This is a genomic window from Rhizobium sp. BK098 (assembly GCF_014193155.1).
In the GTDB taxonomy this organism is placed as follows: Bacteria; Pseudomonadota; Alphaproteobacteria; order Rhizobiales; family Rhizobiaceae; genus Rhizobium.
Window position 1 is genome coordinate 85,110 of sequence record NZ_JACHYY010000014.1, and the last position, 23,998, is coordinate 109,107.

A 23,998-nucleotide genomic window follows, 5' to 3' on the forward strand; every position below is an offset into this window, starting at 1 on the left:
TCAGCCGTACAAACGGCATTTTTCTCCAATGAAATCAACAAAGGCGAGTGTCTGTCATGGCTAGAAGGGACGTATTCTCAAATATCACGTCGCCTAAAAGCGACGACCAGGAAAGGAAGCCTGCGCCGACCTACGCTGCCAAAGGCGCGTCCCGATCGATGATCAGCTCGTTGAACGAGCTAGCTGAAAAAGCCGCCCTCGCCGACCAGAATCTTGCGGGCGAACAGGTTCTCGAACTAGACACTGCCGATCTCGACGGCTCCTTTGTTTCGGATCGTATGGCCGAAGACGATGTCGCCTATTCGGAACTTGTGAAAGCTATCAGGGAACGAGGGCAAGATTCCCCAATTCTGGTGCGCCCTCACCAGTCGAAGCACGGTAGATATCAAATCGTTTTCGGCCATCGCCGAGCCCGGGCCGCAAAAGACCTGGGTCGCAAAGTTCGGGCAGTCGTCAAGGAAATCACTGACGCCCAACATGTGATCGCCCAAGGCCAGGAAAACTCGGCTCGACAAAACCTGTCGTTCATCGAGCGATCGATATTTGCTCAACGCTTGCTCGATCTAGGTTATGACAAGCCTACGATCCAGTCGGCTCTTGCAACTGACGCTCCGATGTTGACCCGCATGCTCTCGGTATCCGGCCGAGTGCCTGAAGCCGTTGCAACGAAGATCGGTCCCGCGAAATCCATCGGCCGAGACAGATGGATCGATTTCGCGCAGAAGATCGAGAAGCCGTCCACCAAGAAGCTTGTCCTCAAGCTCGTCCAGGGGGACACATTCGGCTCCCTCGAATCGGACGCTCGCTTCGAGTTCCTGGTGTCCGAGATCAAGAAGGCGGATCAGGTAGAGAAGGAAGTGCCACAAAAGGGCGAGTGGCGAGCGGGTGATGCGTCGGTTCGCGCAGAGTTCAAGGGCACCGGCAAGAGCTATTCAATCGCGCTCAAGTCTGATGATGCAGGCAATTTTGGCCGCTTCATCGCTGAGAATTTGGAACGGTTGCACCAAGAGTTTCTGTCGTCAACCAAAACTGAGGAAGGGTAGGCAGCAAAAGAAAAAGGCCCCCAAACGGTTGCCCGTGGAAGCCTCTCTCGTATTCTCTAGCAAGGTCGAGAATCGCATTTCCACGAATCGCAGTCAAGGGTCTTTGGCACCGTTTTGGTGAGCGAACTTCTTTTGCCTATTGAAAGGTGAAGGAAATGGAGAGTGGAAGTGTGTCGACGCCCTTTGGGCGGCGGGCGATGACGCTTGGCATGTTGGCAAGCCAGCAACTGGCCGAGGAGATCGAACCCGGCATTAATAGGAACAAGTGGAAGCTCTTTCGCGCGATCTGTGAAGCAAGGCCTTCTTTAGGGGTATCGGACCGCGCCCTGACAGTTCTCGACGCACTGCTAACGTTCTATCCGGGCGATGAAATTTCGGAGGAGCGCGGGCTGGTGGTATTCCCATCAAACGCTCAGCTCTCGATCCGTGCCCGGGGAATGACTGCTGCAACACTTCGACGGCACTTGGCTGTCCTAGTAGAGGCCGGTTTGATCTTGCGGAAGGACAGCGCCAATGGAAAGCGCTATGCGCGACGCGACGGGGCAGGCGAGGTCTCAGAGGCTTTTGGCTTCTCGTTGGCTCCATTGCTCGCACGGGCAGCCGAGATCGAAACGATCGCTGCCCAGGTTCAAGCAGATCGAGAGCTTCTCCGTACGACCAAAGAACGCTGACCATCTGCCGCCGTGACATCTCGAAGCTCGTCAACGTTGCGATAGAGGAGGGTGTGGAGGGTGATTGGGAGAAGATCATGCTTATCTTCCGTGACATCATTGGGCGGCTTCCGCGAGCCGCTACGATCGATGATGTCGCCCATGTGCTCGATGAGCTGACGATGCTTCGCGAAGAAGTACTCAACCGTCTGAAAATGCGGATCAAAATGAATAAATTGCGCGCCAATGAGTCTCAAATTGAGCGGCACATACAGAATTCAAATCCCGAATCCATTTCTGATCTTGAACCAGCTCTCGAAAAAGAGCAGGGGGCGAAATCGAGCCAAGCCATGAAACTTCCGGGGGAGCCGATAAAGGCGTTCCCCCTTGGTATGGTCCTGCAAGCCTGCCCTGAGATCTCGAATTACGGGCGGGGAGGCTCGATCGGCAGCTGGCGAGAGCTGATGTCAGCGGCAGTCGTGGTTCGATCCATGCTGGGCGTCAGTCCGAGCGCTTATCAGGATGCCTGCGATATCCTCGGTCCCGAAAACGCCGCCGCAGTGATGGCTTGCATCCTCGAAAGGGCAGGGCACATCAATTCGGCCGGAGCATATCTGCGTGATCTCACCCGGAAGGCCGAGCGCGGCGAGTTTTCAATGGGGCCGATGTTGATGGCGTTGATGCGCTTGAACGGAGCGCCGTCTCGAGAGGCTTCTTAGTCGTCTTGGCGCACCGCTTACTTCTGTCCCGCACATTACGGGCTGCTGTCGACATTTGATCCATGGTCTTAACTTGCTTAAAACGACCAGCGTTTATGGATGTCGCAAGTACCTTGTGAGGCGGCAGTTGAGCGATTTGGCTCGTCGACGTTTGTTGGCTTCATGCGTACGGCGAAGGGCCGTCGTCTTCGTCGCGGCTCTGGACTTCGACATTGAAGACACCCCGTCAGCATAAGAGCGGGAACGGCGTTTATCAAGAACTCGGTGTCAGCAAGGATTCCGAATTTCAATCCCAGGAAGCGGAGACAGTTTTGAAGAAATTCGATCCCATTCGAATGCATGAGGTGATCGATGGAACTATCGCCCATGCACTTCGTACAGAATACGATCCCGCAAGGCCGATGGGGAATTTTGCGGTGCATGACATTAGTGATGTTATCCGTGCCTGGCTGGTGCGTCGTGAAAAGCAAATAGCACCCGTTCTTCCACGGGCGCTCCAATGGCTGGACAAGGCCATCGAGGAAAAAGAAGAGGAAAGGTTTGGATCCTTGCCCTGCTTCCACCGCAAGACATTGCACTGGGCCAAGGCCCTTGGCCAATGGATGCACGATAAAGGAAACGACGAAGCATCGTGGAAAACCGCACAAGAAGCAGAGATTGAATACATGCGAACCGGCTTTACCAAGGTACTCGGTGTCGACAAGTTTGATTACAAGCTCCAACGTTTCGTTCCTCAGGAAATCAAGGGCTTGCCGCATAGTTCGCGGCGGCTGCTCGTCGACAGAATTCTTGACGACTTCATGGCGTTCAGCCTTCAGGCTTGTCAGCACGACACCGCAGTCGAGGAATATGAGCGGCACTTGAAGCCGAAAACCCCATCGCTCAAAACAACGTTAAAGCCGCGGGCGTTTGCCTATGCGCTTTGTCTAAATAAGCTAGGGCGGGCGCGGTTTGATGAAGATGACCTGTTGGAGGCCGGGCGGCGAATGTTACAGGCCAATCTCGAGGAAACTTGGTTGGGAGCCGGCCAATATGCGCGCGCGGCCACATGGTTGAAGATCGTCTATTGGGACCGCGAGCAGACTTTGACGCCATTGGAGACCATCCTCAAAGCGTACGATACCATGCCAAACGTACCGTTGCCCGATTTCATGCTGGCAACCCGGTCTGAAGCCGAGCCAAATTTCCTACGAACGCGGTGGGCACAATTAGTGGATAGACTGCGGTTCAAATGAGGTTTGCATGTGCAGGTATACGCTTCGCCTATTCCCCAAAGGGTGGTCACCAGATCGGTTTGTTTTTCAGACGTCACTGGTTGCTTGGATGACACAGCCCTCAGTTTTGATCTCTGCGGATCGGAACGATATGGAAAGTATTTTCTCTGCGGCCACGTATCCGGTCAAGATGCCTCATGAGAGCGCCGAGCCAGTAGGAGCTTTCCGGGGAGTGTAGCCGCACCAGGGGCTTGGAGTAGGAGGACAACCGTTTCGGCCGCATACGAATGGCACCGCCAGTCCCTCCGCTATCTAAGTCTGGCCGAAATCCTTTCCATCGACCTGTAGGATGCCGCAACTTCCGCCGTAGTTGCACTTATCCGTACCTTCCGTCCCAGGTTTGCACGAGCACGAGACCTTGGTCAACGTAGATGAACCGGATGCCGCCAGCTGCCTCACCCGTTCTGTGGCCTTGTTGGTCGCTGAACATGAAAGGCGCGTAGATATACGGTAGAGCTGCGCAGCACCAGACGTGGATTTTCGTGCGGCGCACCAATGCTCATTCGAGCGAGAGCCGCGCCGAGTTCAGGTTCCTGCCTTCGAGTATCTCCTCTGCGGTCAAGCGCCCAATCAATGGTGCAAGGGTAACGCCGGGATGGCCGACTGCAAGATAGAGACCACTGATCTCCGGAAGGAATCCGAACCGCGGTAAGCCGTCGGCAAAAACAGGGCGATCGCCGATTTGCGCACCTTTCAGAGCGGGCTCGTTGGGTAAATCCAGCTCTTCCTTCATTACAGCTAACATTTTCTCACCGACGAGCCGAGGGCCATTCTCATCTCCGTTGTCGATGTAGGATTTCGCAACGAGTAGCGTGCTGTCGCTGGCCTGCCTAATTTCCAGCTGCGGACTACGCAGGATGTGGTTGATGATGCGGCAATCACAAGCGTAGCGGAGAAGCAAGGCCGGAGACGTCCTCAGGCCTGTTTGAACACCAAGTCGATCAGCTAGCATGTGGACACCAGCACCCGCCGCTATAACTACAATGTCGATAGCGATTTTCTCATCCCCGACTCGTATCCCGGAGACTTTGCCATTGACAGCGTCAATAGCACTGACGGCCGCCCCGAAACGCGTCGAGGCACCAGCGGCACTTGCAGCAGTTACCAAGTCTTTGGCAAGCTGCATTGGGTCGAGAGCCAGATCATTCGGTGAGAACGCGGCGAGGTTCGGTACTTGGCGGAGGCGTGGTTCCAGCTTCTGTATGGCGCTTCGTTGCAACAGGTCAATGCGCTCCCCGGCATTCCGGTGAAGTTCTGCAAACTGCTCGGTTTCCTCTGATGTAGCCTTCCACAGCAGGGAACCGGAACGAGCGTCGGAAAAGGTCGTTGGCAGGGCATCTCTCAGGTTTCGGTACTCAGCGACGGCTTGGCGCCAGAGGGCATAACTACTGGTGCCTGGTACTCCGTTGATAACGTTGATCCAACCAAACGCTCGACCTGTCACGCCGGAACCGGCCATTATGCCTTGATCAATGAGTGAGACGTCCGCACCCCGAATGGCTAGATTGTATGTTATCGCCGAACCGATGATACCTGCGCCGATAACTACGATGTGCGGACGATGATGTTTCAAGAAAGGGATCTCACGAAAAGAAAAACGTAGACTGGTCGGCTAGGCTGCGTCGGTGACACCGTCGTGAAAGGAATGACGTTTTTCAGAGCTTCAAATGATGAGCACCCTCACTGTTGCCCGAAATCACCAACTAGCTTGCGTTATGACGGGAATGATCGTCTCTTCTACCGTGCAACCCTCTCAACATCTTTCGTACTTTTAGCGAGACTTCATCCAGAGTTGCCATGACTCGATTCATCTGCGAGAGCGTAGCCGTCGTCTCCGATCCATAACTGACGGCGAGATACTCTCTGCTTGATGAGAGAGTTGCCAAATGTGCCGCTGTACGCTTGCGTAGAACCAGGCCGAGATCCATTGCGACGCGAGTTCGCTCGTTTAAATTGCCCTCAAAGCTGCAGATTGTCTGGCGATTAAGGCCGTTAGCAAGCAGAAGAGCATCCAGATACAGCTTAATCGAATGGAGAGCCAGAAGACGTCGCGGAAGGTGATTGGGCTTCGACAAACCCTCGCCAAGCGTGTTGGCGGCGTCTCGGTATCGGGCTGCCAAATTTAGAATGCCTCGTACATCCGCTGCCTTGCCGGTATATGCAGGTCCATTGCCTGGTTCCGGCCAGCCCTTTTCCATAAGGAGAAGGAGATCCTTCAGCATTGTCCGTAGTTCGGGCCAAGGTGCTTCTTCAAGCTTCAAGCCGGGATCGTGCATGACGATCAGGCAATGGAGCTTCGCCGTGACTTCGATCAGCGAGGAGGGTCGTGTGATCCACATGACACGTCCGGATATCCCAGCCCGTTCCGCGAGTTCTTGTTCTCGGGCAAGGATCGCACTGTATCCCAGGCGCCGATCCGCTTCTTTCCATCGTTTCCGGCGCCGACGAAGCTCCGCTCGCGCTTGAGACAGGTGTTCGGTATCGAACTGAGAGGCCATTCGATTGATGTCGGCAAAAGAGCGAACCTCGACGACGCCATCCTTTCCGACGTTCGGAAGCATAACCACAGGAAGGCCGCCGGCCGCTTTGAGCAGTTCCGCCTTCAGCTTTTCCCTAAGACGGATGGCCCTCACGTGCTGCTGGTGGTACTCGTACCAGCGAGGCCACATTTCTCTGACGGGCGTCGGACCACTCTGCCTGGGTTGCCGGGATTCCGCGATCAGTGCGCTCAGCAGGCGCGCGGCGACGGGAAGCAGGTTCCGGCGGTCGATCACGCGCGGTAAGATTTCGGTGGCGCCGCTCACTGAGTGCTTTTTTCTAGGCGTAATTGCAGGCAAAGTTCTGCTATTCTCAGAATCAGCCATGATCCGAGCCTCACTTATGGATTTTGGTCGTGCCGCTCGTGGTGGGCTAACCAGGAGCGGTGGAACGATGAAATCGTAACATGGATACGATATCCGCCAATGCAGCAGACTTCAATACAAAATCGTATCGGTGTTACGAAATGATTCCGATTCAGTGCAAAATGGCGCGCGCGGCGCTGGGATGGGGAACTCGCGATTTGGCCAAATTCGCGCACGTATCTCCCGATACGATCGCCAGGTTAGAACGAGGTGAACAGCTTCGGGCTTCAACCGTTGAAGCTATCCAAGTTGCCTTCGAGAAGGCAGGTATCGAATTTATCCCCGAAAACGGGGGTGGCGTCGGCGTTCGATTCTCTAGGCCAAAATCACAATTATAATCAGGAGGCGGCTTTGGCACTGGATATCTCTCGAAGATTAGTCGCCGACTACCGTAAGTGCTTGGCGCACAAACCATTACGGGCATTGCCTTCGACAATACATACTCGAAACAACATGACTGGGCCAACATCATGATCGAGAGCGAGACACGACAGGCGGATTGGCGTCGGGCAAACCCAGCAAAGTACGACGCGCATCTGGCGGTCCAGAGAGCCTTGAAGACCGGGCAACTGGAAAAAGGTGTCTGCGAGGTCTGCGGCATTGAAGCAGTCGACGCCCACCACGACCAGTACGACAACCCGTTGCAAGTTCGTTGGCTCTGCCGGCGCCATCACACACGCCTTCACCATTATGGGGAAGACATGTTCCCCATGAGGTCGGTTGCGGCGCACCGCGAAGCTTAGGAAGAGCGATTTGCATCGTGAGGATGGCTTGTGGGAGGTCCTGCGAACCTGCCCGTGAAGGGGCGCCGACCCGCGGGAGGCCGTTCACGCCGGATCGAACCTCCCTTCGAATTCCACATCGGCATAGTAGCGCAACTTCTTAACCCATGCCGGCCGCTGCCCTTGTCTCAGCACAACCATCTTGTCGTCTGGCAGGCGCAGGATCTCGTCGGCGTTGATGAGATCACGTGCCGAGATGTGTTCCGATGTGGAGTTCTTACCCTCGCTCCACGATCGGGTGATGTACTGCGCGTCTGTTTTGCCGATCGAACGAGTGATGAGCTCAGCGGTTTCGATATCATTGACCCCAAACACCTGAAGGACAGCGGCATTCGACAGGAAGGTGCCGGCGCGCTTTCCATAGGTGGCGCGCAGCTGATGGATGTCCTGGAGGATTGGCCAGAGCTGAACGCCATAACCGGCCATCAGACCCATGGCGCGTTCAACGGGAGCGAGATGGCCAAGGGCGGCGAATTCGTCGAGCAGGTAGAGCACGGGCCGGGTAGGGGAGGCGGGATCACGCGCCATGTCGGTGAGGCTTTGGGTGACCAGCAACCGCAGCCATCGCGAATAGGTGGAAAGCCGATCCGGTGGCAGTACCAGGAACACCGTTGCGTTGTTGCGCTTAAGGTCAGCAAAGCGGAAATCCGATCGGCCGAGCACGGCGGTCATGCGCGGACTGTCTAGGAAATGGGTGTGACGTTGGGCGGCAGAGAGAACGCCGGCCGCCTCCCGATCGGACTTTCCGAGATGTCGATTGGCGGCGCGGGCAATCAGACCGTTCACCTCTTCCATCTCCCGCATGACGGCGAGCAGCGTGGCGAACCGTTCCGGTGGAAACGTCAGATATTCTCGCAGCGTTGCGAGGTGTCGGCGCTCCGGAGATTCCCCAACGGCAATCGCGAGGATCAGCCCGGCGATGAGCGCCTTGGCCTCCTCGTTCCAATGCGCTTCCCCGGCCATGCCGGGTTCATCGAAGACGAGCGCGTCGGCAAGCGTGCTTGCGTCTTCGGCGACGTCGAGGCCATTCGGATCGAGCGTATCGAGGGGATTGAAGGCGGCCGATCGTTGTCCCGTCACGGCGAACGGATCGAGGATATGGATCAGCCCGAACCGCGCCCGAGTGCGTCCGGTGACCTTGGCATTCTCACCCTTCGGATCGATGCAGATCACCGAGCGTTCGGCGGTCAGCAAATTGGGAATGATGGTGCCAACGCCCTTGCCGGTTCGTGTCGGCGCCATTGTCAGCAGATGCGCGGGTCCGTCATAGCGCAGCAGCTTGTTCGTCACCGGATCCCGGCCGATCAGCAGGCCGTTATCGATGGCCGAGAGCGTCCGCAATTCTTTCGTCGTTGCCCAACGGGCAGAGCCGAACACGGCAGCGATCGGAGCATCCGTCATGAAGGCCGAGAGGAAACCTCCGACACCAAATAGAAGCGGCAGATATTTGACGACGGCAACGAAGAGTTGGCTGACAGCCCCATGCTCAATCCCAGCAACCAGATGGATGAGACCGTTGGCAAGCACGAGCAGTCCGGCAAGAAGAGTGCCGATGATCGCACATCCGACGGCCATGACCGGCGCCTTGACAGTCAGTTTCACCAATCGGGCAAACGTCATTTCCCGCCGCCGATCGGTTCAGACGAGGAGCCCGGCTTGAGGATGTCGTCGAACAGAGCTTTGTCACCATCGCGGTGAGGAAGCCGGGTAGCTCGCTCCGCAACCAGTCGCCCAGTCGTCGGGTGAAGTCTGCATCGTTGGAATTCTCCAGCCGATGCAGCACGAGCGCCCCAAGCAGCACCTTTCGCCGCGTGTCTTCCGCGCGCTCTCGTTTTCCAAGACGCGCCTGCAGCGCCTTCTTGCTAACCTCCAGTTCGGCAATGCGTTGTTCCAGGGTTTTGCGCGCCATGTTATCCTTTCCTGCCGGCTGTCTACTGAACCGTTCTGAAGATGAACAAGGATTGCCGTTGCGGTGATGTATTGTTTTCCGGCATGCTCACGAGACTACACAGCGTTGCGTCTGCAACAACCCTGAATATATACTGATGTTGGTGCGTCTTGCCTAAATCCCGACGGAGGGAGCGAAGCGAGTGTAGTTTCTAAGGGTGCACTTACGAGTTGCAGCGCAACTCAAGGCTTGTTATGTTCGATTGGCCGTTTCAATTCGCAAAACTCTCATTTGGCGATCTATCACTTCAGCATGAAGACGATAGCCCGTAGCGGCGGCCGCAGCGCGGTTGCATCCGCTGCTTATCGTGCGGCCGTCAAACTCACCAATGAGCGCGATGGCCTGGTGCACGACTTCACCCGCAAGCAAGGTGTCGAACACGCGGAGATCGTGCTACCGGAAGGTGTCGTGGCCGATTGGGCACGCGATCGATCCGACCTTTGGAATGCGGTCGAACGCGCCGAGGTGCGCAAGGATGCGCGGGTGGCGCGGGAGTTCGAACTAGCGCTTCCGCATGAGCTCAATTCGGAGCAACGCCTTTCGCTGACGAGGGACTTCGCGCGCGACTTGGCAAACCGCTATGGTGCCGCGGTCGACTTTGCCATTCACCAGCCGCAAGGGGAGGAGGACGTTCGCAACGTTCATGCCCATCTGTTGATGACGACGCGGATGGTGCGGGAGACTGGGCTTGGCGAGAAGACGCTGATCGAGCGCAAGAACAAGTGGCTGTTGAACCATGATCAGCCAACCTCTCATATGCAGCTTCGCGATATCCGTCAGGCTTGGGATAGCCACGCCAATCGTCATCTGGTGCGGGCCGGACTTGATGTGCGGATCGATCATCGATCGCATCAGGAACGTGGGCTGGAAATCGAGCCGACCGAGCATATGGGTGTGCATGCCTCGCAGATGGATCGGCGTGGGCTGGAGGTGTCACGGACGCGGCTCGATGAGAAGGCGGCCCGGCGCAATGCCGAACTGATCCGGGAGAAGCCTGAGCAGGTTCTGGCGATCATTACGGCTGAGAAGAGTGTGTTCGATCGACACGACGTGGCGCGGGCGCTGCATCGCTATATCGACGATATCAAAGGTTTCCCGAATGCCTTTGCTTCCGTCATGGCGTCGTCGGCATTGGTCGAACTGCAGCCCGAGCGGGACGGTGAGCTGGCGCGTTACTCGACGCGGGAGATGGTCGAGATCGAACATGCCATGGCCGAGAGGGCATCGAAAATGGCGAGCGCTCTCGGCCATGGTGTTGATCGACATCATGTCGATCAGGCTATAATCCTACAGGACAGCGCCATCCGGGCAAGGACCGCGTCCTCCCTCTCCGGAAAAGTTGAACGCGACGTGATGCCGCTTGTCGATCGAGAGCGAGCGATCGAGCGGTCCGGCTTGAGCGAGGAGCAGCGCCTGGCCATTCAGCACGTCACCGGAGCGCAGCAGATCGCTGTTGTGATCGGGTTTGCGGGAGCGGGAAAGTCGACGATGCTGGCGGCCGCGCGCGATGCCTGGGAGCGCCAGGGCTACCGCGTTCACGGGGCCGCACTCGCCGGCAAGGCGGCGGAGGGATTGGAAGAGTCCTCTGGCATCGCCTCGCGCACATTGGCCTCGTGGGAATATGGCTGGCAGGCAGGGAAGGGCGAGCTTGGAAAGGGCGACATCCTGGTCATCGATGAAGCCGGCATGGTTGGCAGCCGACAACTGGCACGGTTCGTCGCTGAAGTGGAGGCGAGGGGAGCAAAGCTGGTGCTCGTCGGCGATCACGAGCAGTTGCAGGCGATCGGCGCCGGCTCACCCTTCAGGGCGATCGCCGAGCAGGTGGGTGCGGTCGAGCTCTCGGAAATCCGCCGACAGAAGGAGGATTGGCAGCGCCATGCGTCGATCGCCTTTGCCACCCATCGAACGGTCGAGGGACTGACCGCCCATGCCGATCGGGGTGGGGTTCAGTTCGGTGCTGACAGGGACGAGACACGGGCCTCGTTGGTGCGCGACTACCTGGCGGATCTTGAGCAGCATCCATCGGGTTCCCGCATCGCACTGGCGCATCGCCGCGCCGACGTTCGGGCGATCAATGCGGATATTCGTGCCGCGCTTCAGGAGCGTGGGCTGTTGGCGTCTGGCGCAGGTGAGGGCGCGGCCAAGGTCAACCGGGACGCAGAAACGCTGGGCCGCGAACTGGTCTATCAGACCAATGACGGCAAGCGCGCCTTTGCACCCGGCGATCGTATCCTTCTGTTGGAGAACAACCGCGATCTCGGTGTGAAGAATGGCATGTTGGGAACGGTTGAGGCCGTCGAGGCGGACGCACTACAAATACGTCTCGACGGCTCAGGCGACGGGCGGAACGGCGCCCGGACCATCTCGATACCAGTCAATAGTTACCAAGCCTTTGATCATGGCTACGCAACGACGATCCATAAGTCTCAAGGGGCGACCGTCGACCGAGCGTTCGTCATGGCGTCCGCCAGCATGGACCGGCATCTGACGTATGTGGCCATGACGCGTCACCGCGACAGCGTGAAGCTTTATGCGGCTTCGGACGAGCTCAAGGATATGAAGGTGCTCAGCACGAGCTTGAGCCGCTCTGGCGCGAAGGAAACGACGCTCGATTATATCGGCGCCTTTGCCGAGCGGCGGGGGATTGCCGAAGAGTTTGGCGTTCGCAGCGAGATTGCCATCGATCTTGCGTCACCGACGCAGGCCCAGGCTCAGATGTCGGCAGCACCGGAGCAGGTCGGGCGGGTAGGGGAGAAGCAGCTCGAGAGGGTGGCGCCACTGGTGCCCGCGATCACGGGATATTCCCGCAGTGTCGAGGACATAGCCCGGGAGAGGGCACAGCCGCATCTGCAGGATGCCATGGACACGGTGCGTTCCGTTGGCCGCCATGTCTACACGGATCCCGTCGGCGCCGCGGAGAGGATCAGCGCGGCGATCGTGGACCAAGGGATTGGCCGCGAGGCGCTCGCCAAAACTGTCGCCGAGCATCCGGAGCAGTTCGGTGAGCTGTGTGGAAAAGTGGGCCTGTTGGGCGAGAACAGGCAGCGCAAGGCTGCAAGGCACTACTCCACCGCGCTGAGCAATCATGTCGCGGCCGCAGGTCTCAGCTGGGAGCGCCGGCTGGAGGCGGAGCGTCAATCCGAAACCTGGCACCGCGAGAAGCGCGATGTGGTCGAGGTGCCCGGACTGACTAGCCGCAGCGAGGAGCTGCTGAAGCAGTTCGATGCCCTCTCTCAGGCCGACAAGCCGAAGTTCCTTGAGCAACTGTCCGGCACGCCGGAAGGACGACAGGCCCTCCATGAGGCGAAGACGATCGTCCAGGCGCTTGAGCAACGGTTCGGCAGTTCCGATCCGCGCGAGTTGAAGAAAGGGAACCTGCGGCTTGGACCAGAGGTTGCCGATAAGCTCCATCGCATCGAGGCTGTCGCTCGTATTACCGATCGGGCACAGAAGGCAGAGCTGTCGCGTCAATACGAGTTAAAGCGGACCCTGAACAAAGGGCTGGGATTGGGGATGTAGTTCGCTTGCAAGTGGATGTCCCGGGTTAAGGCACCAGGCCATTTGGCTTCGGCTATCCCGACCCTTTTTCGGGCGAGGGGGTCTGCTGCAGGCGGAGCCCCAACCGTCGCATTCGTTGAAATTGTCGCTACTTTTCTGCCCGCCAATCTGGAACAAGGAGATCGCCATGGTGAAGTTTGCATATGTTTTAGGGGGACTGCTTATTCTGATCGGTCTCGTCTGGATGGGGCAGGGCAGTGGGTATTTTCCCTATCCGGCCGAGAGCTTCATGATCGACCAGTCGCCCTGGATTTATCGGGGAGCCCTGGTCGCCATTGTCGGCGTTGCGGTGATCGTGCTGGCGCGACGCAAGCGGCCGCTCCCGTGATTGGCTGCGGCAGCAACGAAACTCTACGAGCGCCAATCCCGGCGCCGACATGAGGATCCGATGCGAATAATGGAAACCACCGATATCTGCTGCGGCGTTCCACCATGGAAAGGGCGCGTCGCCTGCGTTTGACAACTGGGCACATGATCCGACCGATCTGACCATCATTCCGCTCAACGTAGTGGAACCTGTGCTGATCGTTCGCGGAACGAACGTCGCTCATGAAGTGGCTGCAATCGAGCGAGGCCATTCACTCCGGGGTTGGCCTGATCGGGACGGCGAGAGATGTAATGGTAGCTGGAACTTGTGGAGCGTTGAACTTCGATCGGTCCTTTGCGAGGCAGCACAAAAGGCATAATCAAGCGCGGCCGCGCAACGTCCCATTAAGGGGTAAATTGGGTAAAAGTTATCGAGGTGTACGCTTCAGGAAGAACTTCCTTCATCACCTCTCGCTCTGCCGCCGAGGCCTCAGATGCTACAACGATAGGATTGCTACGTCGTCCCACTAGGCGGATGTAGCCGGCATCGACAATTTGCCCGGCACCAATTGTAATCGTGCTGGCGCCGCCCAGCGGGCTAACGTAACTGAACAGAAAATTATGGTCACCACCGGCCTCGATCTTGACGCCGTTGCTAAACTGGCTGATGCCGTACTGGCAATCCGCATAGGTGATGGCATAGCGGCCGGGTGCGATAGGCCTGAAAGACTGGGCATAGGAGCTGGCGTTCGCCACGCGATAAAGGAAAGTCGCCTGCATATCCTTCGGCTTCTTTTCATTGGGCAGCAGCCACCGATCGGCGGAATAGATATCTTCAAACGGCGTATTTTTATCAGGTTTGCCGTTGTCCATCCGGCGCAGGCGAATATGCCCTGAGCAATATTGATCACCCATCAGGTTCCCATCCACGATCCGGACGAGCAGCAAGGCACCTTTCTGGCTTTTCTTCGATGCGATCTGTGCGACAGCCGCGCTGTGTTCAGCGGCCGCCTTAGCCGGATCATGCCCTCCGGCGCATCCTGCCAGGAGACTCGTCACTAAGCCGAGCGCGATTGTGGCAAAAAGTTTTGCGTTCAATTTAAATTCTCCGGAAACGGTTCTTACATCTGACTCCAGATCGCCATTGCCATCGACAGCGCCGGCATTTCTCTACGCAACCTCAGCCGTAAAGAACGTTGCGCAAACGATCCTGCAGATCACGGGTAGATTGGTCTTTAAAACTGGTCTCGGAGACCTCTACGCGGAGCACGTTCTCCGTCAATTGCTCCGTCTTCGCCTGTGAAAATTCGGCTAGCCACTCTTTGCGGTTTGAACCGACATACCGCCAGAACAGATCGCTGAGCCACATGATGGAACCGACTGCCTCTATATACCCGGAACGAAATTCCCAGCGACCAGGATTCTGGGAAATATCAATCACCATCTGCTCCACTGGCGGCGGCAACCCATTCGAACGCATAGGTAGAGATGAGTAATCCCGATTGGCGGCCTTGTAGATTAAGGGATCTTCAGTGTTTTGCCACTTGTCGTATTCTACATCGGCAATCCATGCCTGCACAAAATGGGGAGAGACGATGAACGGTGCCGCCCATTTCTCCCAATCGATAGCGGCGCCTGCAATCTTCTCCGCGATTATCACCTGACAAAGTTCAGCGTTCGCCACGGCACCATAGTTAAAGACGAGTGTGGTTGTCTCAAATTGACCTAGATGGTCAGTATTTTTAGCTGATGCTAAAAGGTTGTTTAGCTTTATAGGCCTGCCGTTAGCGTGAAGCTTGTCATCCAGTTGCAGCGTACGCAGCACTGAGAGAATGGCCTCTAGAGCTTCGAGAGCAGAGAGTTCGCCGTATCGCCGCTGCACTTCGATTTTGGGCTTCTCGGTGATGGTGACCGTGTTTCCACTGCGCGGTTTTAAGGTAAAAACAAGCCTTAGTTTTTCTGATCTGTCGCGCGCCATCATCGAAACTCCTTCACCAGCACCGTTATGCCTTGATTTCTGCCGTAGTCTACCAATGCTTGTGCTGCATCAATTCCACCCGGCTGAACTCGAATGTCAAGAATCTTGGTTGCCGGACTTCCATCAACGGTTATGTCGCTCCTTCGGAGCTCGTCAATTGTATTTTGTATTCGCGACATCCAGGTCGAACCTGTGGTGTCGACGGTTTTCACACTGACGACTGTATTCCCGTTCTGAAAATCAATTAATGGGAAATAGCCGTTTCTTTCCGCACCGATGCGGAACCAGCCATTCGCACTGCTGTAGTCGGTTTGCGCCAGGGATGTCTCAATCGAGTTACCTCTATCGATTGGGTTAAGTGACCAGACATTCGACTTTGAGGCTGCCTCGCTTGTTTTGGCAATCTCACCAAGCGTCGACGTGCCGAAAATCTTGAGCTTGGTGGCCAATGCGACGATCTGCGCCATGGCCGCAGGATCGCCATTACTTGCCTGCTGAATCATCGACGGAATGCCGAAAAAGCCTGCCGGATCCGTGACTAAGAGGCCATAAATTGCTGGGAGGTCACGTTTCTGCTCGGCAGTCAGGTTTTCGACACCGTTTGGCGCGAGAATTTTGAGGATTTGGTCAGCTCCGCCGGACCCTTCGAGAAGCTGCTTGGCGGCCTGTTGGTCTTTTTCTGACGCCCAATAGGATATCGTGCCGGCATAGCTGGAGAGCGACGCCACGACATCGCTTAGAACTGTAAGGCAACCAGAACCGCTGTAACCATTGGCCCGGCACCCGACGTAGGCTTCCTGTTGTTGGCTGTCTTTCTGCTCAAGTCGAGTTTGCTCGCCGCAAGCCTTCGGATCCCCATTTCCGCCATCGCATGCGGCTTTTGCGGCGGCAAGAGCGTCATTGTCGGCATGATTGAGATAGTTGTTCTGATAGTTTGCGGCTCCATAGGATCCACCTTCACCGGCACCGACGGCACTACCAACCGCAGCACTCAGGCTTGAGCCGACAAACGTGGCAAGCGTCTCCTTGTCGGCGTCCGACAAGGAGCTATCCTTCAGCATACCCTTGATAAGGTCGGCAATGGCCGGCGCCATTATCGTGCTTGCGGTACCGCCTAGGGCGCCCTTAAGCGCTCCCTCCCATCCATTAACCCCTCCGAGGATGCCACCGCCTATGGCGTGCAATAGCGCACGACCCGCGCCACCCTCCTTCCAATACTCCATGCCAGCCTGGTCTTTATTCTCAGCGGCTTGCCTGTAGAACTGGCTGGCGATGTCTCCGGCCAGTCCTGCCATAGTTGCCTGCGCCGCCTGTAGATCCGCCTGGGTCTTGTATTGATCGCGCAGGATATGCTCGAGATCGGGCAGACCGGGCAGCGAAGTATTGGTGTTGTTGGTATCGCGGCGGATCGCATCAACATCCTGCGTCTGATGCGCCGGATCGGTGATGATGATCGGAATATTGCCGCCAATCGCCGAAAGCGCCTGACCGGTTTTGTTTTCGCTCGCTTTCACTGGCGGGGTCGGCATGATGCCGCTGGTGCCAATCGAAAGCCCGTAAGTATCGGCCTTCCAGGTGGAATGCGTATCTATGTCGGTGACCGTCAGTGTGCCGGTCGAAAAGCTGTTGCGACCTTCACCAGCTTCACTAGTGATCAACCCGCCGACCAGTGAAGTCTGGCCACTCACATCGATAGACAGGCCGCCCGTTCCAGCATGAATACCTGATTGCTCGGAGACTAGCGCCGCATCGCCCTTGGCCTTTTGGGTGACACCGGAAGCATTGGTCGAGCCAAAGCCTGTCTGTGCTGAAAGATTGAGCTGATCAGCCTTGGCTTTGGCCGTATCCAACTGGCTTTCGATCGTCAGGTTCTTCACGTTGGCGGTGACGGAGTTGCCTGTCACCGTCGCCCCGCGCAGCGACAGGTCGTTGGTGACGATGGTGATGTCACCGGTGCCATTGATGTGGGTATTGGTGTGGCTAAGGTTTTCCGTGTCGCCACTGCCCTTGCCATAGCCGACATTGGCAACCAGACCAAGATCACCGTTTCCACCACCGCCGAACGTCGCGCCGACTCCGACGCCAACGCTCCAGGAGGAGTTGGCGCTGGTCGAATCCGACGTGCCTGTCGCAGCATTCAGGTTGATGTCGCCGTTCCTGGCCGACAGGAAGATATCACCGACCAGCGGATCGCCGGAGGTCGTGGGTATGCCGTTCTTGTCATAACCCGCCAGGATCTGCGCGCCATCGCTGGTGATGGAGCCGTTCTCTGCCTCCATCGAGATCGAGCGGCCAGCGCGGATATCGGTGACGACGGGCGTCGAGGATGAGGAGGACCAGCTGTTTTCCTGATGGTTGGCGCCGACCGTCAATGAGACGTTGACGCCGATATCACCGGACTTCTGATACTGATCATAGACGCCCTGCAGGTCCTTGTAGGCCTGATAGAAGCCGAGGCCAGCAATGGCTGTATTGGTCACCGCATTGACGTCGCCGCTGTCCGACAGACGCTCGGCCGAGTTCATGATGCTTTGGGCCGCCTTCCCGACCTGGCTGGAGACCGTCAGCGTCACGCCGGCGAAGCTCTTTTCGTGTGCCTCCTGGTAATTGGTGACGTCGTTGGCCGACAGCAGATTGATGTTACTGCCGGCAAAGACGCTCACATCACGCTCGGCCGAGGCGCTGGTCGCCTGCAGGTTGACGTCATGACCAGCCGAGATGTTGAGGTCGCGGCCAGCCGAGAGCGTCGACATGGCATTGGTGTCGGACTGCTGCGCCTTGCTGTCCTTCGTGGACTGCGCGCCGATCCCGATCGAGAAACCGCCGCCGCCGGCCGAGAGGGCCAAGCCGAAGCCGGACTTCTTCTGCTGTTCGGACTGTGACGAGCTCTCGGCGCCGGGCGTGACATTGACGTCACGGGTGGCGGAGAGGTTGATGTCGCGATCGGCGCTGACCGACGATCCCATGATGTTGAGATCACCAGCGCGATCGCCTGCGATCGTCGCGCCGCCCCTCGCCGTCAGGTTGACATCCTGACCGGCCGAAAGCGTCGAGCTCACATTGTCCGTGGAGGATTGCTGGCCCTGTTTCTCGTTCTTGCCGTAGAGCGAGATGAAGCCACCACCGGAGCCGACGAAGAGGCCTGAATCCTTGCGCTGGCTGTCGGACTGATGGTTCTCCTGCGCGCCAAGAATGCTGACGCTCTCACCTGAGATATTCAGCGAGCCATCGGCATTGACCTTCGAGCCGACAATGGCCGCCGCCTTGCCGGCGTCCAGGTTGACGTCGCCGGAGGCTGAAAGCTGCGATCCCACAGTGGTTTCGTTGTAGCCGTCATAGCTGGAGCTGCCACTGCGCAGGAAACCCTTGCGCTTGGCGCTGTCGTGTTCGGTCTCAGTGTCCTTGCCGGCGGTGACAATGAGATTGCCACCGGTCTGGATATTGAGATCGGATGTATGCGTGGCGTCTCCCGCCGTCACCTTAGAGGCCGAGACAGTGGTATTGCCGCCGGAGATGAGGGTGGTGCCGCCCTTACCGGAGAGTGTGGAGCCAGCCGATGTGGTATTTTCCAGATGACCGGAAGCGTTCTCCTTCGTCGATCCCAGGAAGCCGCTCCTCTTGCTCGAACTTTTGACATCGAGCGTATAGGCATCGGTCGCCTCAGCGATGGTGACGTTGTTTTTCGCCTGTAGGCCGAGCATGCCGTCCGCCGCCATCGTCGAGCCGATGACATTGATGTCGCTGTTGGACTTCGCGACCAGATCGCCACCGGCGGTGATGGTAGAGCCGTTGTGCGTCAGCTCGGACGAGGAGTTCTTGCCGAACGTCGAGTTCGACTGGTTCTGCGAGGTGGTGACATTGATGTCGCCGTTGGACGTCAAGCCAACGTCACCCTTGGCTGTCAGGTCGGAACCAGAGATCAGAACACCGGTATTGGCATTGACCTGTAGATTGCCGCCGGCCGAGAGCTGCGAGGCCTGCTGATCGGTGCCTGATGTCCTGGTGTAGCCATCGTCCGTCTTGCGGGTGAGATCGGTCGAGACGACGTTGACCGCGCCATTCGTGGCTTTGACGCTGAGATCGCCGCCTGATTTAGCAGAAGAACCGATGACGTTGACGTCGTTGGCGCCGGTGATGTTCAGGCTTCCGCCCGCATCGACGCGGGCGCCCGTCGCATTTTGCTGACCGCTATTGTCAACCTTGACTGCGGCGAGATTGACATTGTTGCCGGATAGCTGCGCGTTGCCGCCGGCCTTGACGCTGGCGCCCTGGAGATTGAGATCGCTGTTGTTGGCGGCCAGCTGAACATTGCCGCCGGCCGAGACGCTCGCATTCGGACTGACGACATTCTGGCCGCCGATGGTCATGGTCTGGGCGGCAAGCGTAATGCCGTTCGAAGCCGTCAGGTTCAGGTTGCCACCGGCATAGAAGGTGCCGGTCGACTTGATCGTGCTGGCGGCAATGTTGAGCCCGCCGGCAGCTGCAACCGCACCGGAATTGTTCAGGTTTCCGACATTGAGATCGACCGTGTTGCCGGCGATCATGGCACCGGCCGATGTTCCCGCCTTGGCACGGTCGGCAGCCGACAGATAGACCACGGGGGCCAGCACCTGGACGCCGTTGACGGTCCGGGCCTGATAGAGGACGATCGACTGCTTCAGATTGGCAGCCTGCTCAGGCGTGAGGCCCTGACCGAAAGCCAGACCGTTGGCTTCAGCGTAAGCTGCACCATTGTCGAGCAGTGACTTCATCTGGTCGATGGCGTTGTTGCCGGGGATGAAGGAGCCGTTTCCGAGCCCATCGCCGACGAGCTGCCGCAGCTGCGTGTCGATCAGCTGATTGTCGAAATAGGCGTCGCCGAGGAACGGAATGCCTGTCTCCGGATTGTAGCCGGCGCGATTGATGAAGTAGGCCGAGCCATAGAACTTCGAAACGTCGAGGAAAGCCGCGCGCGTCTCGAAAATGAACGCCTGCCCCGGAACTGTACCGCCAACACCGCCGGATTGGGGCTTCGCCAGCGCTGCCAGCTGCGCGACGTTCGCCGCGGAGATCTGGGTCAGGTTTCCAAGCGCCGCGGTAAGGCCGCCGCCCGCGGTCGGTGCGCTGTTGCCAGCCACATTCGAGAGTGCGCTGTTGACCGTAAAGAGAGCGCCACCCGCGGTCATGCCGTCCAGGGCGGACAGCGGGTCGCTTGATGTCGAAGGCGCACTCACAGTCGCGCCGCCACCCGTCGAGCCGAGGGACGTGTTGTTGACCGTACCAAAATTGAGGCTCAGTGCACCGGCCGCCTTGAGCGTGCCGGCGGCACCTCCGACGACCTGCGAACCTGACACGATCGAGGTGCCATTGGCGATATCGCGCGAGGGATCAGCCGTACCATCGGCATTGTAGGCCGTGCAGGCGCTCTGGGCATTGCAGGTCAGCATCGTGGTGCGATTGAGGACGACGCCCTCGTTGGTGAGCGTAGACCCGCTGAGCGTCGCGTTACCGCCGGCCTCGATCCTGCTGTAGGAATTGGTGAGGTTGGTCGCGTCGACGGCGAGGTTGCCACCGGCCCGAATGACCGCCTCAGGGCTGAGTGCGCCGGTAAACCGGTCCTCATAAACCGATTGGCTGAGATTGGCTGTTGGGTCCCATGTGTAGGTCGTGCTGGCGTCAGTGCCGTTTCTGACGACCTCATCAACAATGAAATACTTCGACGGGTTATTGGGGTCGAGGACTGGATTGCCGTTGGCGTCCTTCGGCACACGCGCCTTGATCCAGTCGAAGATCGGTCCCACCAGAACCGGCCCATTGGCGGAAGTCCAGGTCCAGGCATGATATGTCGTACCGTCGGCAAGGGTTGCCTGCGACCAGAGCAGCGGCTGGTAATCCTGCCATGCCGGCGGATCGATGCCGGGATAAAGCTGGAAAATGTTCTGGTCGCTGGTTTCCAGATAGGCGAAGGGCTTGCCAGCAACATCGGGATTGAGAACGAAGGTGCCAACCACATCGCCCGAGGAAACCAACTGACCGGTAACCCATGTCGGCGTCGTTGACCGCTTGTTGGTGAGATTGGATGTCAGGATCGACATGTCACGACCGGCCTGGATCAAGCCGGAAATGTTGGTGGTCGCCCCGTTGCGCTGAGTTATCGTGCTGCCTGCAATCGTCAGATCGTTGCCGGCAAGGATAGCGCCCTGATCGTTGGTCAGCGTCCCCGCGACCAGAAGAGACGCGTCCTTCCCGGCATAGAGGAGGCCGGTCGCATTGTTGGTGAGATCGCCTGATGTACTGATGGTCAAATCGTTGCCGGCGGCGATCTGACCGCTGTTGGTGAGCGTCGGCAGGGTGAGCGTCACGTCATGGGCGGCGAGCAAGGTCGTGGTGTCGCTTGCGGTCAGACCGGCTGCGGTGATGGCGATGTCGCCGGAGCCGCCGGCTCCCGCGTTACCGGTACCGGTAACGCTAGACGTAACCGTACTCACCCGCGCATCGGTCAGATCGGCCTGACCGCTGAGATTGAGCGTGAGCCCGCCAAGGACGAGGTTGCTTCCCGTCAGGTCTGCGGATGTGGCCGTGACGGCAAGATCACCGCCGACGGCGAGCTTGGCGCCGCGCGTTCCCGAGAAATCGATCGTACCGGTATCGATCGTCAGATTGCCGGTGGCATTGGTGTTGTTGGTGTAGGTGATGGTACCCGGCGCGGTCAGCGAGGCATTCGCAAGGCTCTGCAGCAATGCGTAACTAATATCGCTGCTTGCCGCGGCGGAGAAATTGCCGCCGGACAATAGCGCATTGCTGGCCGTGATATCGCCATTCGTAGCGATGAGCGTCATCGTACCGGACTGGGCATTGCCCTGCGAAAGCATCAGAGCCCCGGTAGTGGACGCACGGGTAGCCGCGAAGTCGACGCCAGACACCAGGCTTCCAGCTGATATCGACTGGGCCTGCAGGCTGACATTGCCTGCCGCCATGGATTGGCCCGCAAGGGCGATCGTGCCACCGGCCGTCATCGTCAGGCTCTGGTGAGCAACCACGTTGACCGGGGTGGTATTGCCGATGCTGCCGCTTGCGGTGGCGTTGATCCCGCCTGCCGCCAGCAAGTTGGAAGCATTGAGATTGCCAGCGGTGGCATTGAGCGTGAGTGCGCCGGTGGGGCCGAGCACCACGCTACCGTCCACGGACTGGCTGGTGGCGGCAAAATCGACGCCCGAGACGAGTGTGCCTGCGGAAATGTCAGCGCCAGTGATACCGACATTGCCGCCCGCCAGCAGCGTTCCTGTCAAGTTCGTAGCGGCATTGATCGTGACATTGCCGTGACCGGTGACAGTCGAACCCGAGAACGAGCCGCCCGTCACAGTGAAATCGCCAGCGACAAGAAGCGGACCCGTCGTCGCGCTCGTGGCGTTGATCGTCAGGTCGCCAGCCGAGCCTATGACGATTGCGGCGGTCGAAGATCGCGCCATCGCCGCGAAATCCACACCAGTCACTATCTGGCCGGTCGAGACAGTGCCGCCGGAGAGGGTGACGTCGTTCGCGCCGAGGATCTGGCCGGTCGCGGTCATGCTGGAAGTGCCGGTAAGAGCGATATCTTTGTGGCCCGTGACACTGCCAAGACTGAGGTCCGCCGCCGTAGCCGTGATCGTGCCGGCCGTGAGCAAGGCTGTGGCCGTCAGGCTGCCCGAGGCCTGTAATGTCAGATCACCACCCGTGCCAAGCGTAATATTGCCGCCATTGGCTTGGGTTCCGGCGAAATCGAGACCACTGACGATCTGATTGGCGGATATCGTGCCGCCAGAAAGCGAAACATTACCAGCACCGAGAACCTGGCCGGTCGCCGTCAGGCTGGAAGTGCCTGTGAGTGTGACGGCCTGATGACCGGTGACGTTCCCGACAGTGAGAGCGGCGGATGTGGCGGAAATCGTTCCGGCTGCAAGCAGCGTATTGACTGACATGTTGCCCGAGGCCGCCAGTGTCATCTCGCCGGCACTGCCGAGCACGAGATTGCCGCCGCTCGCAGCGGTTTGTGCAAAATCGACGCCAGAGACGATGGTCCCAGCCGAGATTGCGGAGCCCGAGATCAGGACGTTGTTTGCGCCGAGAATCTGACCGCTCACATTCGTCGCTGCGTTCAGCGTGAGCGCCCCATGCGACGTGATATCGCTCGATGTCAGCGACGCCGCGGTTACCGTCAGATCGGTGGTAGACTGAAGGCTGCCTGCGGTAATATTGACGGTCGCCGTCGTATTGAGCGCTCCGGCGGACAACAGGTTGCCCGTCGTGATGTTGCCGCCGGTCGCCGTCAGGCTAAGATTACCTGCAGTCCCGAGCACCACATTACCACTCGGATCGGCACTGGTGGCAGCGATATTGATGCCCGAGACGACCATACCGGCGGACACCGAGCGGCCGGTGGCGCTGACATTGCCTTGCGCCAGGACATTACCGGCGACTGCAATATCAAGGCCGGCATTCAAGGTGATGCTCTGGTTGCTTGACAGCGAAGCGGCCGAGATCGAACCAACAGAAGCGGTCAGAGTAAGGTCGCCGGTGCTATTGGCCGCCCCTGCAATCGCGATATCGCCTGAGGTCGCGGAAAGCGTTGCAGCACCACTCCCAGCGGTGACGCTGCCTGCAGCAATGCCGCCGCCCGAACTCATCTGCACAGTCGTGCCGCTGTTGACATCACCAGAAATGCTGAGCAGACCGGCGCCGCTTGCAAGCACGATATCGCTATCGGCGGCGATCGACTGCAGGGTAATGCCTTGATCGGCTTGAACCTTGACCTTCTGCCTCGAGGTCACCTTGGCGGCAGTGACCTTCTGTTTCGAGGTGATGGTGACGCCATCGCGTGC

General features: G+C 58.4%; 13 protein-coding genes and 2 pseudogenes. 8 read left to right on the top strand and 7 right to left on the bottom strand.

Annotation, left to right across the window (positions count from 1 at the left end; translation table 11 throughout):
* The first annotated feature begins 56 nt into the window (after window positions 1-56).
* From repB to FHT73_RS26380, 3 genes and pseudogenes are all read left to right on the top strand, one after another.
* Window positions 57-1,043: a plasmid partitioning protein RepB gene (repB, locus tag FHT73_RS26370; protein WP_112611342.1), complete on the top strand. Its 987-nt coding sequence runs from the start codon at window positions 57-59 to the stop codon at window positions 1,041-1,043.
* Between the two features lie 155 nt (window positions 1,044-1,198).
* Window positions 1,199-2,412 (top strand): annotated as a pseudogene (repC, locus tag FHT73_RS26375) (plasmid replication protein RepC).
* A 212-nt stretch (window positions 2,413-2,624) separates the two neighbouring features.
* On the top strand, window positions 2,625-3,647 hold the full coding sequence (locus FHT73_RS26380; protein ID WP_246712236.1) for a hypothetical protein: 1,023 nt from the start codon (window positions 2,625-2,627) through the stop codon (window positions 3,645-3,647).
* A 538-nt stretch (window positions 3,648-4,185) separates the two neighbouring features.
* On the opposite strand, the gene FHT73_RS26385 is transcribed toward FHT73_RS26380, so the two are convergent.
* Both FHT73_RS26385 and FHT73_RS26390 read right to left on the bottom strand, forming a co-directional pair.
* Window positions 4,186-5,259 carry an FAD-binding oxidoreductase gene (locus FHT73_RS26385; protein ID WP_162708118.1) on the bottom strand — a complete coding sequence of 358 codons (1,074 nt, stop codon included), beginning with the start codon at window positions 5,257-5,259 and terminating at the stop codon, window positions 4,186-4,188.
* A gap of 130 nt (window positions 5,260-5,389) precedes the next feature.
* Complete coding sequence (locus FHT73_RS26390; RefSeq protein ID WP_246712237.1) at window positions 5,390-6,550, bottom strand: hypothetical protein; 1,161 nt, start codon at window positions 6,548-6,550, stop codon at window positions 5,390-5,392.
* 140 nt (window positions 6,551-6,690) lie between these two features.
* Between FHT73_RS26390 and FHT73_RS26395 the strand changes: the two genes are divergently transcribed.
* A complete protein-coding gene (locus FHT73_RS26395; RefSeq protein ID WP_210290502.1) occupies window positions 6,691-6,927 on the top strand; it encodes a helix-turn-helix transcriptional regulator in 237 nt (78 codons plus the stop codon).
* 132 nt (window positions 6,928-7,059) lie between these two features.
* Window positions 7,060-7,332: a hypothetical protein gene (locus tag FHT73_RS29615; RefSeq protein WP_112611391.1), complete on the top strand. Its 273-nt coding sequence runs from the start codon at window positions 7,060-7,062 to the stop codon at window positions 7,330-7,332.
* A gap of 84 nt (window positions 7,333-7,416) precedes the next feature.
* On the opposite strand, the gene FHT73_RS26400 is transcribed toward FHT73_RS29615, so the two are convergent.
* Both FHT73_RS26400 and FHT73_RS29620 read right to left on the bottom strand, forming a co-directional pair.
* Window positions 7,417-8,991, bottom strand: coding sequence for a type IV secretory system conjugative DNA transfer family protein (locus FHT73_RS26400; protein ID WP_183715932.1), 1,575 nt, complete (start codon window positions 8,989-8,991; stop codon window positions 7,417-7,419).
* A pseudogene (locus FHT73_RS29620) lies at window positions 8,988-9,223 on the bottom strand (mobilization protein). Before FHT73_RS29620 ends, FHT73_RS26400 begins: the two are co-directional and overlap by 4 nt.
* Here FHT73_RS29620 and FHT73_RS29375 point away from each other — a divergent pair.
* The 3 genes from FHT73_RS29375 (at window position 9,146) to FHT73_RS26410 (ending at window position 13,205) form a co-directional block, all read left to right on the top strand.
* Window positions 9,146-9,319: a choline/carnitine O-acyltransferase gene (locus FHT73_RS29375; protein ID WP_162708116.1), complete on the top strand. Its 174-nt coding sequence runs from the start codon at window positions 9,146-9,148 to the stop codon at window positions 9,317-9,319. The pseudogene FHT73_RS29620 and the gene FHT73_RS29375 sit on opposite strands and share 78 nt — an antisense overlap.
* Window positions 9,320-9,550: 231 nt before the next feature.
* A complete protein-coding gene (traA, locus tag FHT73_RS26405) occupies window positions 9,551-12,838 on the top strand; it encodes a Ti-type conjugative transfer relaxase TraA (protein WP_183715934.1) in 3,288 nt (1,095 codons plus the stop codon).
* Window positions 12,839-13,004: 166 nt separating this feature from the next.
* Complete coding sequence (locus tag FHT73_RS26410) at window positions 13,005-13,205, top strand: hypothetical protein (protein WP_112611334.1); 201 nt, start codon at window positions 13,005-13,007, stop codon at window positions 13,203-13,205.
* A 383-nt stretch (window positions 13,206-13,588) separates the two neighbouring features.
* On the opposite strand, the gene FHT73_RS26415 is transcribed toward FHT73_RS26410, so the two are convergent.
* From FHT73_RS26415 to FHT73_RS26425, 3 genes are all read right to left on the bottom strand, one after another.
* Window positions 13,589-14,281, bottom strand: a complete 693-nt coding sequence (locus tag FHT73_RS26415; RefSeq protein ID WP_112611332.1) for a hypothetical protein — start codon at window positions 14,279-14,281, stop codon at window positions 13,589-13,591.
* Between the two features lie 82 nt (window positions 14,282-14,363).
* Window positions 14,364-15,164, bottom strand: coding sequence for a hypothetical protein (locus tag FHT73_RS26420; RefSeq protein WP_112611330.1), 801 nt, complete (start codon window positions 15,162-15,164; stop codon window positions 14,364-14,366).
* Window positions 15,161-23,947 (bottom strand): hemagglutinin repeat-containing protein, encoded by an 8,787-nt coding sequence (locus FHT73_RS26425; RefSeq protein WP_348648166.1) that lies wholly within the window; start codon window positions 23,945-23,947, stop codon window positions 15,161-15,163. The genes FHT73_RS26420 and FHT73_RS26425 overlap by 4 nt, the downstream gene beginning before the upstream one ends.
* Between the last annotated feature and the right edge of the window lie 51 nt (window positions 23,948-23,998).

Bases quoted from the DNA above. Each gene is read 5' to 3' on its own strand.
- repB (WP_112611342.1), top strand. From the start codon at position 57: ATGGCTAGAAGGGACGTATTCTCAAATATCACGTCGCCTAAAAGCGAC.
- FHT73_RS26390 (WP_246712237.1), bottom strand. From the start codon at position 6,550: ATGGCTGATTCTGAGAATAGCAGAACTTTGCCTGCAATTACGCCTAGA.
- FHT73_RS26395 (WP_210290502.1), top strand. From the start codon at position 6,691: ATGATTCCGATTCAGTGCAAAATGGCGCGCGCGGCGCTGGGATGGGGA.
- FHT73_RS29615 (WP_112611391.1), top strand. From the start codon at position 7,060: ATGATCGAGAGCGAGACACGACAGGCGGATTGGCGTCGGGCAAACCCA.
- FHT73_RS26400 (WP_183715932.1), bottom strand. From the start codon at position 8,991: ATGACGTTTGCCCGATTGGTGAAACTGACTGTCAAGGCGCCGGTCATG.
- FHT73_RS29375 (WP_162708116.1), top strand. From the start codon at position 9,146: ATGCAGCACGAGCGCCCCAAGCAGCACCTTTCGCCGCGTGTCTTCCGC.
- FHT73_RS26410 (WP_112611334.1), top strand. From the start codon at position 13,005: ATGGTGAAGTTTGCATATGTTTTAGGGGGACTGCTTATTCTGATCGGT.
- FHT73_RS26420 (WP_112611330.1), bottom strand. From the start codon at position 15,164: ATGATGGCGCGCGACAGATCAGAAAAACTAAGGCTTGTTTTTACCTTA.